Genomic DNA, 16,334 nt, shown 5'->3' on the forward strand with positions numbered 1-16,334 from the left:
ATACAGCGTAAGGTTTATAACCTCATTCTCATCACCACCGGATTATGATCACTATACTCCAAATCCGGAGAGAAGTAATCTACCCCTTGAAACTCAGACGAATGGAGGATATAGTCGATTCTCAGCAGATGCTTGAAATATCGGAAAGTGTACATATACCCATGTCCGCAGGTCTGAAAACCATCATTCAGTTTTTCTCCTTTTACCGTTTGATATACATATGAAGAAGGGAGAGAGTTGAAGTCACCACATACCAGGGTGGGATAGGGAGAAGCGGAAATCAATTGATTGATATGTTCAGCTTGTGCGGCACGTTTCTTGAAGTTCTCGTGCAGACCATCGGCAAGGGTGAGAGCGGCACGTTCCGCACGGTCGGTATCATCCGCACGAAGTTCTTTTTCCAGTTTGCGCTTGTTGCGGCTGACTTCCGTAGTCTGCAGATGATTGTTGAACAGACGGATTGTTTGGTCGTTAATGTCGATATCACACCACAGGCTGCAGTTGTTGGAATTTGGGTAGGTGACGAGCTGCTTCTCCTTGATGGGATAACGGCTGAACACAGCCAGTTGCAAAAGACTCTCCCCGGCAGGAGAAGAAGGTACATAGTAATACGGCCATTCGGAAAGAACGGTGCGAAGACTGTCAATACCAAATTCATGATTGATCCCAAACTCTTGAAAACAGAAGATATCTACACCGAGCTCCTTCATGCAAGCAGCGATTTGCTTGCATGAGAAACCTGTGTGCTCGTGATTAAAGCTGTTAACGTTATAGGTGGCAATAGTCAGTGCTGATTCGGTGTCCCTTTCGTTTTTCTTCAGAAACGAAGATTCAGTATTCGGTTGGGAAGCCGAATCAAAAAGCGGGAACTGGAGGACACGGGTCAGATACCCCCAATTTCCCAGTATGGCGATTAAAGGAATGAAAACCCAGCATCGCCAGCGAACCATCCAATAGATGGCAGAGACGACATTAGCTAGCAAAAGTATCGGCAGAACCAATCCGATAAAGGGCATCAGCTTAAAGCCGTCCGGCGAAGCATCTCCGGCGAAGGCTCCGGCTAATGTGAAACCTGCCAGAATACTCGTCAGCAGGATAGACAGGTAGTAAAGTAATCTATATAAGGCTTTCATTTTATGGTAACCATTTATTAATCATATCCTTGAGCTTCGCTTGCGAGATCGGTTTGGCGATGAAGTCGCTGCATCCGGCATCCGTTGCAGCGATCTGATCCTGTTGATAAGCATAAGCACTTTGTGCGATAATGGGCACAGTAGGAGAGAGCTCACGAATGATCTTCGTAGCCTCCAGACCGTCGAGATTAGGCATTTTGATATCCATCAGAATAAGGTCCGGCTTCGCTTCATCGTATGAGGTAACGGCCTCCATACCGTCCCGTGCACGTATAAGCCTGTACTTTCTTCCAAGAATAGCTTTCAGCAAATCGAAGTTACTGTCCTCATCTTCCGCTATCAGAATAGTCCGCTGGCTTGGAGAGGCATTGGCGGAAATACTATCGGAACTATTATCGTCCGTATTTCCGGAAGTCTTTTCAGAATCCTCCTTGACAGACGTTTCTACTGACGTCTCCGTAGAAGCCATGTCAATCTTTATAGAACCCGTGCCGGTCGATTGTTCCGACTCGTAAGGCAGGGTGAACGTGAAAGTCGTCCCTTGACCTACCACCGAAGAAACGGAGATTTCACCTCCCAGCCGTTCGACAATTGTTTTACAGATAGACAGTCCGAGCCCCGTCCCCTGCGCATAGTTGTTCAACTTGGCGAAACGTTCGAACACACGTCCTATCTTCTCCGGTTCGATGCCCGTACCGGTATCAGTCACGTGGAAAACGATCTGATTACCTACCAGTTTATATCCGTAACTAATGCTGCCTGCTTTCGTGAATTTGAATGCGTTACCTATCAGATTCGAGAACACCTGGAACACCCGGTTCTTGTCAGTCTCTATCACCAGTCCGTTTTCGGATGGCTCGTAGATCAGTTGTACCCCTTGCGGCGTGCGAAATACGTGAGCGTCATGTACTTCTTTACACAGACTGTTGATATTTATCGGTGCGCTGGTGAACTCGATAATGCCCGATTCGATCTTCGAAAGATCAAGAATCTCGTTGATCAGTTGCAGCAGACGTTCGTTGTTGGCTTCGACGATCTCATAAAATGTTTTACGTTCTTCCTTATTTTCACTTTCGGCTATCAGATGCGAGAAGCCGACGATGGCATTCAGAGGTGTGCGTATTTCATGACTCATGTTGGCGAGGAAAGCAGACTTCAGTTTGTCCGACATTTCGGCTTTCTCTTTGGATGTCTGAAGTTCCCGTTTGATCTTCTCCAGTTCCGTGATGTCCCATTCGATGCTGACGATGATGGGGGAGGAAAGTTCGTCTCCGTCCACCCGTATTTTCCGTTTGTCGAGGATGATCTCGTTTCCGTTTTTGTCTTTCCCTTCGGTTGTCCAGTGCAGTCCCCGTCCGGTGGTGGCAACTAGTGTATCTTCCTCCCTTTTCTTTTCTGCCACTTCGGGGGGATAGTAGTCGAAGTCATTCTTGCCGATAGATTCGCCGATGCACAGATTCCGGTTGTACGATTCCCGGTTGCGGTAGATATATCGGAAATCGTTGTTGATCTCCTTGACGACAATTCCGGCGGGGAGGTTGTCGATGGTAGTATCCATGATCAGGTTGAGCCGTTTGATTTGCGCTTCGTAGTGCAGTCGCTCGGATATGTCGTGGGAGAATGACCAGTAACTTTCTTCACCGGAGTCGTTGGTGACGTTATACATGATTCCCTCGTAAGCCAGTATATTCTTGCTGACTTTCGAAGGATGATGGGCGACGAAACTTCTGCTTCCTCCGTGCAGGATATCCTTGCAGCGTTCATGCCAGTCTTCCTGCGTGTTCATATCGCCGGCGATTTCATAGATTTTCAGTTTGCCGATCTCCTCACTTTCCGGGATGCCGTGGTTGTGGAGGAACTGGCGGTTGGCGAAGATCAGCGTACCGTCCTCTTTGGCGGCGAAGATGCTCTCCTTTGCGTTGTTGATGGCGTGCGTCAGCGTGTTGATGTCGTTTCTGCGACGCTGTATGTCGGTGATGTTCTGGATGTAACCTTCGATGTTGCAGCTGCCGTTCGGTAGTTCGTCTCGCAGATAAGCCTGAAGGCGCATATAGTAAATCTCTCCGGCGACACGGACCCGATAGCTGATACTATCTTCGTTGAGTCCTTCCTCATTTTTCCGGCACCAGTTGGTGAAGCTCAGGCGGTCTTCTTCGACGATAAATTCCTGATATTTCTCCAGAGAGATGCTTCTGGAAGATTCCTCGCACAATACTCCGGTGTAGCCCATGTAATAGAAGACATTGTCGCGGGTGTTGTACATCCACTGTCCGATCTGAGCCACTTTCTGTATCTCCCTCAGATTTCGGTTCACCTGTTCCAGCTGGCGTTTCACGTTGCTTCGCTGGGTGATGTCCCGATATTGGCAGAGCACCATGTCATCGTAAGGATACATGATACACTTGAAATAATAGGTATTATCCTCCAGTTCCAGCTTGTAGTTCTTGCTGATGCTTCGCTGTTCCCGAAGCACGGTCTGGAAGGTGCTGTAAACCTTCTCACGGGTGTGCTCGGGCATCCGTTCGAATATATTTTTTCCTAAGAGCCTCTCTTCTTGTAAAAACCATAAATTGCTATGAATATCAATATCAATGCAAATGCCATTTCTATCGACTAATAGCATGGTGTCGGCGGTCAACTTCAGTATTCTCTGCGCATTATCTGCCTCATGTAATGTTCTGTTCATGCTTGTCCGATTAGATTTATAAGATTCTGTTTCATGCAAAGATAGCAAAATATTTGATTCTCTGTTCTTATTTTTCGGCACGTTTTGCTTTTTCCCAGGCGCCGCTTCCTTTTTTTCTTTTCAGATAGCCGATTCCTTTGAGCACATTCACGTTCATGAATAAGAAATAATAGGGAATAAACAGTACTTTATTCTTTATTTGTCTGGTAGAGAGGTAATATCCCCAGTATCCCATTCCGTAGAAAAGAATCTGTAACCCCAGCAGGGTGCCATAAAACAGGGGAGATTCGCCCAATAGCAAAACGACTATATTCAGTGGCAACAGCGCAAACAGCAGGAATGGAGTGACAGACCAGCGCAATACCCGGTGCGACGTGTACTGAAAACTCAGGATTCCGTAATGGAAAGGATTCAGCAACGGGCGCAGACGCCAGATCGACTGTAACCCTCCGGCAGCGATGCGCACTTTTCGTTTTTCCTCTTCACCCATATCTGCCGATCCGCTTTCGATGGCGTAGGCATTGGTGCAGTAGGCGATGGTGTATCCTTTCATGGCGATGCGGAGAGAGAGGATGAAGTCGTCGAGCAACGTATCCGGTTCCATCGGTTCGAAGAGTTCGCGGCGGACGGCAAACAGTTCTCCGGCAGCGCCTACAGCCGAGTAGAGGCGGGAGTCGAGCGCTTTCAGTGTCGATTCGTATTTCCAGTAGATGCCTTCGCCTCCGGCGGCTGCTCCGTCTTTCGTCTGTACGGCTATGCGTTTTTCTCCTGCCACGCAGCCTACTTTCGGGTTTTGAAAAGCCAGTACGATTTCATGGATTGCCTCGCTGTTGACCATCGTGTTGGCGTCCGTAAAGACGACAAGCGGGGTCCGGACGAGTGTCATTCCTCGTGTCATGGCGGCTGTCTTTCCCTGCCGTTTCGGCTGGAAGTAGACGGTTGCTTTTCCGTTCCAGCGAGTTTGGAGACGGTCGTTTGTGCCGTCATCGCTTCCGTCCGTCACCCAGACGATGCGGAGTTTGTCCGCAGGGTAGTCCAGGGCGAGGCTGTTCTCCATCTTTTCGTCCACCACGTCTTCTTCGTTGAAGGCGGTGATGAAGAGGGTTACTTCCGGCAGGTCACTGTCCGGTGGCAGCACCCGTTTCACGGGTTTCACGAAAAGCTCTTTCAGCTTGACGAGGGCGTAGAGGACGATACCGTAGCCCAGATAGGTGTAGAACACCATGAACAGGGCGAACCAGAAGATGATTTCGAGGATGAGGGTGAGAGTTTCGTTCATAGCTGTATTTTCGTTTAATAGATATTTGTTGATTTATTGAAGTCGTTTTTTTAGTGCCTCTTTTTTAGCCGATTCTTTCAGTATGTTTACAAAGTAGAGGGCGTCTGCTTTGTTGGAAGCATCGGAAGGATTGGCCTCGTATCGTTTTACGAAGTTCTCGGCGTGTTCAAACAGGTATTTCCGACAGTCGATATTGAGCATGATACCGTCTTTGTAGTCAGCATAAGATAGTCCGGTCAATGCATCATTTCCTTCGATAGAAACAATGTCATACATGCTAATTCCCGGCAAATTGATAGTGGTAGAAGGATAGTAGAAGAACTTTTCTCCCGGTAAATTTACTGTTAATTTGAAAGAACTTGCGTCTATTTGTGCTATACTAATATGGCTGTTTAAACGATAATAGTTATATTCATAATATTCTTCCTGGCTTGGAAACCATAACGAATCATCCCCATCTTTACCATAATTACTATTTAACCATAATAAAAAGTCGATCCAATTGTTGTCCGTACCATGAACACCTATGCAGATTGCTTTACGTTCTTCTTTGGGTAATTTTAGCAGGTCAGTAATCTGTTGTTTAAAATATGCTGGTGAATCGTTAAACTCCCGTTCTATCAGAGATTTTTGTAAAGTTTCAGACACTTGATACGGATATAGGGTAATTGCTCCTGCTTGTGCGGTCATCGTTTGAATTTCCGGACATTGAAGAGCAGCAGTTACGTATGTTTTATTTCCATTGGGTTCAGCAAGAAATTTACATCCCCTTCCTGTGAGTTTCTCTACAATAATGTTTTGGGCAATATCAAAATGTTCCAATATTTGTATTGGATCATTAGCATCTTTTGTCATTACATCATGGAGGGCAATGCCTGTTCCATAGTTCAACATCTCTCGTATGTTATCCCATATAAGTCCGGATTTCATATAAAAACGATAATAGTTTGCAGTAAACCCCGGCAGTACGTTTGTTTCAGCATCCATCCATTTTTCTTCAGGGGCAAGAGTGGTAGTAATAGCAAACCGAACTTCATTTCCTGCTCCGTCTGTACATCCCAAAGATTGGTTGGCGGAAATAATAGTAGGGGGAAGATCCCCTTTTTGCAAATGTTTGATGTCAAAATATAATTGATGTTTCATATTCTGATCAGTGGGAGTTGGAGTAGGATAAGGTATTGAACTTGAGATCGGTTTACCGTTTATTGCAGCCCACGTACGGCAAAAAGCAGCCTGCATGCAGTCGTCTTGTGTTAGCATCAACATCCATGTCTTATTGTATTTTAAATGAGGGATTTCGACATTAATATCTTTGGTCTGTATTTCTTTTTTTGTGTGGATAATGATTTCTGCTGTAACGTTTGCTGTTTCTTTGTCGAAAGGATACATATAGACGGGAGTAGAATCTGTATCTTTTTCGTTATTGTCTTGTCCTGTATTTCTATTCTCATCGTATAGATTCATTTTTCTTATACAGGAAGTATAGGTGAAAAGACAAGCTGTTACTAAGATGATATTTACTATATATTTTGCCATATCCATAATGATTTTGATGAGACCTTATTTGATGAGATTAGAGTCTTTATCTTTGTATGCCGTCTTTTTGATAAAGAGTCCGGTGATTTCTTTCAGTGCTTTGATTACCCGTATCCATATATTATCAATCAGTGATCCTTCAGAATTTAGGGTTCCATTACTTGTAAGCACTCGTGCTTTGCGACTTGTAATAAATACGATTTTTCCATACGGTTTCATAGCTAATGCTAACGAACCGTCTTCTCCGCGGATAATATCTGTACGAAATCCAAACCGACGTCCTATTTCCGTATTAAAACTGAAAGCCATACCTCGCACACAGAGTTCAGGACGCTGGATGGCTTGTAAGCGGAGGTATATATCGCGCAGGCCTTCGTAGCACCATAGTCCGAATCGGGAATGTCTTTCGTCAACCATAAAACTCCATAAACTGAATGTACATGCAACCTTCGGATTCATTAGATATTTTACATGCGTTTCAATGTAATGCGGTGGATATAAAGTATCTGCATCAATACAAATATGATATTTTCCTTTTGCATGGTCCAATCCGCATTGGCGGGCGTATCCCGGACCTTTCTTCGTTTCGTTATAATAGGTAACTCCCAATGATTTTAATACTTCTTCCGTTTTATCCGTTGAATTGTTGTTAACGGCTATTATTTCAATGGGGAAATGGCAATGATTCTCGGAGAGTGACCAGATACAACTTATCAGATGACGTTCCTCATTGTGTGCAATGAGTACAACCGATACCAGTGGAGAATCGTTTTGACGTTCTTTGAGTTGTCTTTTGACTTTGCGGATACTATCGTCAGAAATCTCATCAAAAGATTTCCCGTATACTTCCAGATAAGTTTTATACCACTTTACCATATGTTGTTCTGTTATTTAGAAGAATAAGTTAATGATTCGAATAAGTTTTTCCATTGTGGCATCACATTTTCCGGCAGAAAGCGTTTTACGTTTTCCCTGGCTTTGTGTCCCATCTTGATGCGTACATTTTCATTCTCAATCAGATAGCAGATTTTGTCTGCAAGTTCCTTGATATTTTCTTTCTCCACTAGTAGACCGTCTTCATGGTCTTTTATAATATCCGAAGGACCATGCGGACAGTCAAATGAGACACAGGGTATACCACATGACATTGCTTCTGCCAAAACGAGTCCAAAACCTTCGTATCGGCTTGATAAGACAAATATCGAACTCATACAGTATTTTTCGGCTATATTCGATACAGTGTGATGAAGCAGACAATTATTATTTAGTTGTAGTTCATCTATTAGTTTGGTGAACTTCTCTTTCAGGTCGCCTTCTCCATAAATATGTAGTTTCCAGTCCGGATGTCTTTGGGCGACAATGCTCCAGGCGGGGATTAGCATATCAAATCCTTTTTGGGGCGCATATCGCCCTACAGCAATAGCATTATGTGACAGAATATCTGTTTGTTTTCCTTCTACAGGAGTAGAAATAGGATTAGGGATGATGCTGATATTAGTCAGTTCCGGCCAGTCTTTAGCTCCTTCACTTGTAAGTATAATCACTCTGGACAGTTTAGACAGGTTTTTGACAAATCTGTTTGCCCATCTTTTCTTTATCATGTTGACAATCGGGCTTTTACGTTTCAGTGCTTCTGCGCCATAGGCGTAGCGGCTGACGTGAAACTCTCCGATTTTCAGGCTACCGTCTTTCAATTTAGTGATAAAGTTCAGTTCCCGGCGCATGGTTGAGATAGTAATGTCCGGTTTCAGTTCGTTCAATAGATTCGATAGTCGTTGTTTAAACCGATAGTAGCGGAACGGATACTTCAGCACTTTACTTACTATGGATTGAGAGTAGGGCAGGTCGAAAGATACTCCTAAGTCGATATGCTTTACTTCGGGGGATAATGGAAAGTGTGGTGCTTTACCCATTTGTTCGGATGTAATGATGGTGATGTCGTATCCTTCAAAATGTTCTGCAAAATAATTGGCTTTGAATGTAACTATCCGTTCTATTCCGCCAGGTGCCTGTAGTGAGGGCAGGTAATAGGCTATCTTCATGATTTAATAGATTTTAGCAATGATTTGTTTCCGATAAAATTCTCCGGCGTCGGACACTTGTTTTCCGTTGGCGGCTTCGTTTACATATTTTCGTTCCAGCTTTACTTTCCGTTTGGCTCCCATTCGCCACCATTCATATTCTACGTCCACGTGCCCTGCGTCAATTGCCTGATAACCGGACTTGAATAAATCGTAAGCCAGTACAGTAGCCGTAGGTCCTAAAGCAATCAGGAAGAGAGCGGTTTTCTCGAGTTTTTGCGCTTCATTCAGTATTTCTTCGTAGCGGTCAAATGCGTCACGGGGCGGACAAAGAATACGTCTGATGCTTTTTACATTGTCAAAGAGGTCGTTGCCTACCCCCAAACGGCTTTTTTCGCCTTCAATGAATACGACATCCCTGTCTTTCCAGATAGCTTTCATCTGGTGAAACCACCGTGGGCAGTCTTCTTTGGAAGCGAAGTCCATGTAGGGACGGGTGATGAATGTATTGTAGTATAGCCTGTCGGGCAACAGCAAGCGGTCCCACCAACTGCCATACAGAAAGAAGTGAGTTCTCCAGAATCGGCGTGCTTTGCGGTTATAGCGATAAATGTTTTCGAAAGTATCGGAGATACAAACCAAATGTCCTTCTTCATGGCTTGTCAATACTTCCTTGAGACGCTGAGCCAAGAGTACATTTCCTTTTTGGAATCCTATTTCCTTGTCCGGGTTGGTAAGCAGCATCTCACCATCGCCGAAACGGCTCACGGAACATTGGTCTTCTACGATTATCCGAATGGTCTCATCAATGGAAGCTACCTGCGGAGTTATTTTCTGATGGCATCTGAGAGCCATGTACCAGAAATTGTACCATTCTACAGTAATGCCATAACGCAATTTATAGCGGATAGCATTGATCAGTGGCTGTATATTCATAGTGATATAGTTTTATTCAAAGGTTTCATTAATAACAATTTGCATCTGGGCTTTCCATGAAAGTGATTGCTCTATAGACATCCGTATTTGGAGCGGCGTTGTTTTCAATGATTGATAAAAGCGAATTACTTTTTCGATGTCAAGGGGCGAATCGTCCGGTGCTGCCTTAAGTATGTATGGTTGATGCTCAAAGTCATCATCCGTTTCTGAATAAACAAAAGGAATGCCTCTTGCTGCATATTCACGGTTTTTTAAGGTCTTAATTTTGTCAATACCGCTACGATGGCGAGCCAGACTGCCTATTCCCATGTCCGACTGCTCGAACACGGCATCCAGTTCTTTGCCGTATAAGGCACTATGAAAGATGATATATTTCTCTAACTGATGTTTGGCTACATCTTTTTTATAGCTGTCTACCAGTTCGGGAACCCCGAAGCCTACGATATTGAGATATACTTTATAATCATGAGTGCCGGTATGTGTACGATAGTAATTTGCCATGCCGGCTATAGCTCTGTCGAAACCATGCCATGGGTGCATTGTCGCTACGGCAATCAGTTGTAGAGAATGTGCGGTATCATTCTTTGGACCTCTTAAAGGGATTGCGCTGAAATCAATTCCATTTGAGATGCGGATGGTGGGGCGATTCCAAATAATGTCATAGTCCGAAAAAGTGACGATCTTGTCAACATAGCGTGCCAGATGCTGTCGGAAACATTTGTCTATAAATAGGATTCGTTGGTATACGAATGGGAGGCCCTTATATTCTTGGTCGTATGGATATGTCGGGATTTCCATCACTATACGTGCTCCGGTCTTTTTTAGCAGTTTCATCAGCCGTATGCTGAAAGGGCTGGCATTATGGACATAGCGTACATAAATAAAGTCTATGTCTTCTTTCTGTACATAATGTACGATACTGTCAAATTCGATTCTTTTTAGGATTTTTCCTTTGATCCCGAAACCATAGTCGGCGATTATCGATTCATCTACCATACGGCGTTTATGGTTGTCCGTATCGTCTAGCCAACATGTATGCATTTCTAGTCCGCACTCTTGGAGGGCTTTTACTTGATAACGTATCTTTTTACTGATTCCGTTGAATGCTTCGAAACCATGGAATATGAGGAATAATCCTTTCATTGTTTGTTCTTTTGTACTAACTTTCTATTTCTTGCAAGAGTCTTCACTTTGCCTGTGATATCATAGGTGTGTGTTACTTGCATATATGTCCCAAAGATAATAAAACTTACGAAACTTTTTGCAATAAGTGTTACGAAAATATTCATATTTTCCATCATATAATATATAGGCGTGAGGAATGCTGTTATTAGTAGGCTGACAAGGAGTGGAGAAAGAAGTTGTCTGATAAATATCCATGCGTTTCTTTGGAATGTAACTCGATACATCATCCAATAGCATTGTACGAAATTGATAGTAAAAGTTATCACGATACATATTGCTACAGCTGTCAGTGTGCCGAAATAGAATATCCCTGCCAGCATTCCGCTCACATTGAGTATGGACGAAAAGAGTCCGCAGACAAAGAGGCTCCTTGTATCACCTGCTGCCTGAAAAATAGAGCCTGAAGAAGAGAGTATGATCTGAATACCGACCGAAAGTGACAGTATCCGGAATACAGGAACAGAAGGCAGCCATTGATCACCAAAAATAATCAGTGTCACTTCTTCTGCCGTAAAGAAAAGCAGTACGCTGAGCGGCAGACCGATGAATGACAGAAAACGGACAATGCGTTCATAGGATGTTGCCAGCTTTTCCTTGTCATTCTGGAAATCGCTGAAGATGGGGTGCATGACCGGTGTGATGACTTGCGTAATATTTTGCAGAGGGAGCATCATCAAGCGGTAGGACTTTTCATAGTATCCTAAATCAGACATACTCATATATTTACCAATCAGCAGTTTATCCAGATTGCGGCTGAAGTAGTTAATCACGTTAAACAAGAATTGATAGGCCGAATAGGAGAATATCTTTCGGAGTACTTTCAGTCCTAGCGTGAAACGCAGCCGTTGCGGATAGCGTTGATAGGAAATAACGAATATCAGTATGCTGGAAAGTATAGGATTGATGATCAGCGCATATAAGCCGGCTCCGCAAAGCGCGGCAGTTATTGCTCCGGCACCTCCGGCTATCTGGATGATAAAGCTTCGGACAGCAATAAACTTGAACTCTTTGTTGCGGTAGAACAAGGCTCCCGGCACGATGTTGGCAGAGGCGAAGAACAGGTTGACGGACAGGAGCTGGCACAACGTCCGTAAGATCCCACTTTCGTAGTAATCGGCGATCAGCCAGGAAGCGGCAAAAAAGAGTATACTGATTCCGATGCCTGTCCATACGGTGAATGAGAAGATGTCCGATAGTTCTTCTTTAGTCAATGATTTATGTTGTACGATAGCAGGCGATATTCCCATATCCGTAAAGAGATTGAAAAATGCAATAATGACCGTAGCGATTGCCACTACTCCGAAGTCATCCGGAGAGAGCAACCGCGCAAGAATCCCTGCCACGACGAGTGATATAATGATTCCGCTGTATTTGGCTAGTGCCGTGTAGAAAACTCCGGAAAATAACTGATGTTTAATATTGTTTGCCATTGCCTGAATGATTCTTTTCTGATCTACTTGTGAATGATGGATTTGAATAACAAGACTCCGATGCTTCTTATAGATATAAGTTTTTTGTATCTAAACAGACACCGCCACGCCAGCCGAAGCCGATATGGGTAAGGAAGCACATGGGCTTGCCAAATGACAGCATTCAGCATTTGCGACAGATATAAATCAATAGTATCTTTGATTTTGTTTTCAGAGGTTTGTTGCTTGAATTTGACTATCTCTTGAGTAACAGTGAGATATCCTTTTAAATTTTTGAGTGAAAAATCGCATGTCATAATTGAATTTTTACGTATGCGCCGGTGAAAGAACGATCGTTGGATACAGCTTGTTCTTCGGGCTTGCAGATAAAGTAAGGTCGTGAATAGCTGATCTTCGTGTACAATATCCGGATAAAAGAGGAGCTGTCGTTCTTCCAAAAAAGCTGTGCGGATAACGTTCAGGCAGGCGGATGGGGTGTACGTTTTGTGCTGCAATTGTATGTTGATTGCTTCGGGACCTGTATAAACCTTGTTTTCTAACTTATCGGTACGTTGATAATTTAGTACGGGAGCATTGCGAATATCCTCTTCAAAAAAGCTCTGAGCATCAAAGAAAACGAAATCCAGTTCTTTTTCTTCGCATTTGCTGTAGCACAGTTCCATTGCATCCTTTTCCAACAGATCATCACTATCCATGAAATAGATGTATCTTCCGTGGGCATGCGTGATGCCGGCATTGCGTGCCATTGACAATCCCTGATTGCTTTGCGAATACACCTGTATCCGACTGTCTGCCGCAGCCAGTTCTTCTACAACTTGCAGACTGTTATCTGTGGAGCCGTCATTGATGATGATGATTTCCAATTCCCGCAGTGTCTGATTCATAATGCTTTCTACTGCCTCCCGAACATATTTTTCGGTGTTATAGACAGGTATGACGACACTGACTTTTATTTCTTCATTTTCCATAAATACTGTGTATGGCTACTCTATTGTTGTTTGTTTTTGAGATCGTTTAAAGAGAGAGATTGGCTAGGTTTCTGTAAAGCTCCGCATATTCTTTTCCTATTTTTCCGCTGTTCATGTTTTCAATGGCATACGCATAGTTGTCTTCTCCCTTCCTTCGGGCGGACAGTTGGCGGGCTGTCTCCAGTGCTCGTATGATATCAAATTGGTTGTCGGGGTGGAAGACGGGGTTGCCCGTATCTTGGAGGATTTCTCCTATATTCCCGATATTGGGACCTATGACCACTTTGTGAAAAAGGAAGGCGAGAGGTATACTGGCAGAGTTCAGAATATCTTTTCGTTGGATGAATATTACATCCGAAGCGGCCATGTAGTAAGGCAGGTCGCAGTTGTCTATAGGTTCGTCGCTGGCTCCGGCGTGCATTCTGCGCAGGCGGTTGAGCAAGGGTATAAGCAGGTAATATCCTGCCCGGGATGTCCAGCGCTTGAAGAAGTTGCTGCCATACCTGTTGAATCTCGAAAACGGGTACAGCCGTGGAGCAAGCAGGAACTTCTTTGCTTCATCCCATTTTCGGAACGCTCCGGTCACCATCCGCCTCTCTTCACGATTCCGGAACTTTCCGAACGACGTGACGATAAACGCCTCCTGCGGCAGATTAAGATACTGGCGCGCACGTTCCACGCTGATGTCCTCCTTGTATGTGTACTGATAAATAGGATGAGGAATGATGACATTCCGGCTGTCCGCGTGTTTGGCTGCAAATTCGTCGAGACTGTAACGTCCCATGTGCACCACCACATCGCTTTGTTCTTCGATAATGTCATAAGCACGGCCGATCACCTCGTTCGCATCATGCGGACGGACATTGTGGCGCGTATACACGAACCGGGCCCCACGGGACCGGAAAAAAGCGATACACTCCTTCAGGCGGCAAATCCTGTCCGGATCGTCACAATTCCCTTCCATCACCTCTTCGGGCCATTGGAAGTGGATGATGTCGTAAGGTGTATCCGAGTTCCAGAACTCATTCGTGGAACATCGTACGTCAATCCCCGTCGTCCTGATAGCATCGCATAAAATGGGGACAAAAAGATTGTCCGTATCTCCATTCTCTCTGAAAACGATTAATGCTTTTATCGGTGGATTGCCTATTTCATTGTCGTTCATGCTTGATTCTTTGTTTTTGGTGGGCTTTTGCCACATACAAAGGTAATAAAAGATATGATACTTTTCATCTTTTTTGCTTTTTTTCGGTGTTGTGCCTTTATTCCTTGTGCGTCCGTTTTATCTCTCTGTTACTCTATTAGTTGTCAAGCGTGTTCATATCTATGAGAAACAGGCTCCTGTCGAAGGGGATATGCCGCTTATGGAGGTACTTCTGATAGTGGTAGCATATCGTTATGAAACTTTGTACGCTGCATTTGGTCACTTCGTTTTCGTACCGGCTCAGGGTGGAAATACTGAGATTGGTCACATCTGCCGCCTCTTCAAGGTTCAGATTACATAGGTGGCGCAAATGGATGATTCGTTCTATTTGTGCATGACAGTTCGCTTCAATACGCAGCCGGTCGTAAATTTCTTCCTTGGTCGCTCTTTCGTATCCTTTCATAATTTTTTCTTTTTACTAATTATGCCGCAAAGTTCATAGAAAAATGTCAAACATCGTTTGCAGTTCTGCAAGTAGTTTTTCAAAAAAGTATTCGGACCTTTGCAGAACGAATTCGGGACATCCTGAATCACAGTCAATTAATTGTAAGATATGAAGAAAGATCAGTATTTTAATTTAGAGGTAAATTTTTTGAGTAATGACAATATTGTCAGAATGATGATGGAACTTGACGCTGCGCAATCGCTCGGAATCTATATGATGCTTCTTACGCATTTGCGTAAAGCGGACAATTATGAAGCATCTTGTTGTCCGCTTTGTATGGGGGCTTTCGCGCGGATGTATGACTTGGATGCCGATGTGTTGCAAAGGGTTCTCCGTGAGTTCGACCTTTTTGTGCTTGATGAAGAACGGCAAATGTTCCGTTCGCCTTATCTGGACAGGGTGATGGCAAAGCTCGAAGAAAGGCGGATGATTAATGTGGCAAACGGCAAAAAAGGAGGTCGTCCGAAACGCATGGGAAGCACACCGGAAACACCGATGGATAAAGGCGAAAAACCGAATCAAAACCAGAAGAGTAGAGAAGAGGAGAGAAGAGTTACTACTGTTGTCAAAGACAACAACAGTAGTAACGAAGAAAAGACAGAGAAAGAGCACTCTGCCGCCGCTGCTTCTGACGGACTTCAGATTGTTCCTCCACCGGAGGATAGGGGACAGTTGCCCCTACAGCCGGTTCTTCCGTGGGAGATGCTGGTGGATCAGATGGCCGAATCGGAAAGTTACATGGAGTCGATGGCTATGCACTCCTGTATGGGCAAACTTTTCGTGGAACGGCAGGAGGAGGTGATCGCTGCTTTTAAAGAGCATATCCGACGCTTTGGCAGGGAAGATGGCTTGCTGTTTTTGAGGGATGTGAAACTGTATTTCGGCAATTACCTCTCTCCGGGCGGACGTCCGGCTCAGGAGCTGAAGAAAAGGCTGCTCGGCAGTTGCCGGCAAGCAGCTGAGGAAGAACTGTATCGCTTTGAACAACTCATTGGCGGGCAACGGACGTATCTTGGGCATCCGATTCCGAAGGATGCGCCTCCAAGACCGGACAGGTCTGCCGTGTGGGATGAAGTGCATTGGAAGTGGGGAAATTAGCTCCGGATTTCTCCGACATCCGGCTACGTGAGCGTTGCCTTTCAGCTCGGTGCTCGTTCATGCTTGGCTCGGTGCTCGTTCATGCTCAGCTCGCTGCTTATCGGTGTTCAGCTCGCTGCCCATCGGTGTTTAGCTCGGTACCCATTGATGCTTAGCTTTCCGCCTGCATTGGGAACTGATAGAAAAATTATTAACTGAAGTTTCGCAAGTTCTTTATAATATTGACAAACAATAGTATCTCAATTGGGGTTGACTAAAAAGTCGGTTCTACCTTAATTCTCCTCCTTCCTGAAGCTACCCTTTATACACAAGTATATATTATTTTTTTTATCTTTGCTTGATGTTATTAGAGACAGATCAAATTCGTGATCCTCGGCTTTTGCGGCGTTTAAACTTAATTTGCTCTCAGATGG

13 protein-coding genes are annotated in these 16,334 nt (G+C 44.4%); 1 reads left to right on the plus strand and 12 read right to left on the minus strand.

Annotation, left to right across the window (positions count from 1 at the left end):
• Positions 1-14 precede the first annotated feature (14 nt).
• The 12 genes from NBH01_RS12435 to NBH01_RS12490 all read right to left on the minus strand — a co-directional run bounded on the left by NBH01_RS12435 (position 15) and on the right by NBH01_RS12490 (position 14,781).
• Entirely contained in the window at positions 15-1,133 is a 1,119-nt protein-coding gene (locus NBH01_RS12435; RefSeq protein ID WP_195382079.1) for an endonuclease/exonuclease/phosphatase family protein, read from the minus strand.
• Position 1,134: 1 nt separating this feature from the next.
• Positions 1,135-3,819, minus strand: coding sequence for a hybrid sensor histidine kinase/response regulator (locus tag NBH01_RS12440; protein WP_234140961.1), 2,685 nt, complete (start codon positions 3,817-3,819; stop codon positions 1,135-1,137).
• A 67-nt stretch (positions 3,820-3,886) separates the two neighbouring features.
• Positions 3,887-5,098, minus strand: a complete 1,212-nt coding sequence (locus NBH01_RS12445; protein WP_250700129.1) for a glycosyltransferase family 2 protein — start codon at positions 5,096-5,098, stop codon at positions 3,887-3,889.
• 33 nt (positions 5,099-5,131) lie between these two features.
• Positions 5,132-6,634, minus strand: coding sequence for a polysaccharide deacetylase family protein (locus NBH01_RS12450; RefSeq protein ID WP_008765896.1), 1,503 nt, complete (start codon positions 6,632-6,634; stop codon positions 5,132-5,134).
• Positions 6,635-6,658: 24 nt separating this feature from the next.
• Positions 6,659-7,510, minus strand: coding sequence for a glycosyltransferase family 2 protein (locus NBH01_RS12455; protein ID WP_008763457.1), 852 nt, complete (start codon positions 7,508-7,510; stop codon positions 6,659-6,661).
• A gap of 11 nt (positions 7,511-7,521) precedes the next feature.
• Positions 7,522-8,676: a glycosyltransferase family 4 protein gene (locus NBH01_RS12460; protein ID WP_250700130.1), complete on the minus strand. Its 1,155-nt coding sequence runs from the start codon at positions 8,674-8,676 to the stop codon at positions 7,522-7,524.
• A 3-nt stretch (positions 8,677-8,679) separates the two neighbouring features.
• Positions 8,680-9,591 carry an SP_1767 family glycosyltransferase gene (locus NBH01_RS12465; protein WP_008763460.1) on the minus strand — a complete coding sequence of 304 codons (912 nt, stop codon included), beginning with the start codon at positions 9,589-9,591 and terminating at the stop codon, positions 8,680-8,682.
• A gap of 12 nt (positions 9,592-9,603) precedes the next feature.
• Positions 9,604-10,734 (minus strand): glycosyltransferase family protein, encoded by a 1,131-nt coding sequence (locus NBH01_RS12470; protein ID WP_062695134.1) that lies wholly within the window; start codon positions 10,732-10,734, stop codon positions 9,604-9,606.
• Complete coding sequence (locus tag NBH01_RS12475; RefSeq protein WP_061473819.1) at positions 10,731-12,206, minus strand: lipopolysaccharide biosynthesis protein; 1,476 nt, start codon at positions 12,204-12,206, stop codon at positions 10,731-10,733. Before NBH01_RS12475 ends, NBH01_RS12470 begins: the two co-directional genes overlap by 4 nt.
• 23 nt (positions 12,207-12,229) lie before the next feature.
• Positions 12,230-13,174, minus strand: a complete 945-nt coding sequence (locus NBH01_RS12480; RefSeq protein WP_054958832.1) for a glycosyltransferase — start codon at positions 13,172-13,174, stop codon at positions 12,230-12,232.
• A gap of 46 nt (positions 13,175-13,220) precedes the next feature.
• The gene (locus tag NBH01_RS12485) at positions 13,221-14,339 is read right to left on the minus strand and encodes a glycosyltransferase family protein (RefSeq protein WP_195381347.1); all 1,119 of its coding nucleotides are present in this window, start codon (positions 14,337-14,339) and stop codon (positions 13,221-13,223) included.
• Between the two features lie 136 nt (positions 14,340-14,475).
• Complete coding sequence (locus NBH01_RS12490; RefSeq protein WP_016267747.1) at positions 14,476-14,781, minus strand: helix-turn-helix domain-containing protein; 306 nt, start codon at positions 14,779-14,781, stop codon at positions 14,476-14,478.
• A gap of 150 nt (positions 14,782-14,931) precedes the next feature.
• Here NBH01_RS12490 and NBH01_RS12495 point away from each other — a divergent pair, with 150 nt between their 5' ends.
• Entirely contained in the window at positions 14,932-15,921 is a 990-nt protein-coding gene (locus NBH01_RS12495; RefSeq protein ID WP_055228851.1) for a DUF4373 domain-containing protein, read from the plus strand.
• Positions 15,922-16,334 lie beyond the last annotated feature (413 nt).

The organism is Bacteroides sp. B1-V-101, from assembly GCF_023656585.1.
Lineage (GTDB): Bacteria > Bacteroidota > Bacteroidia > Bacteroidales > Bacteroidaceae > Bacteroides > Bacteroides thetaiotaomicron.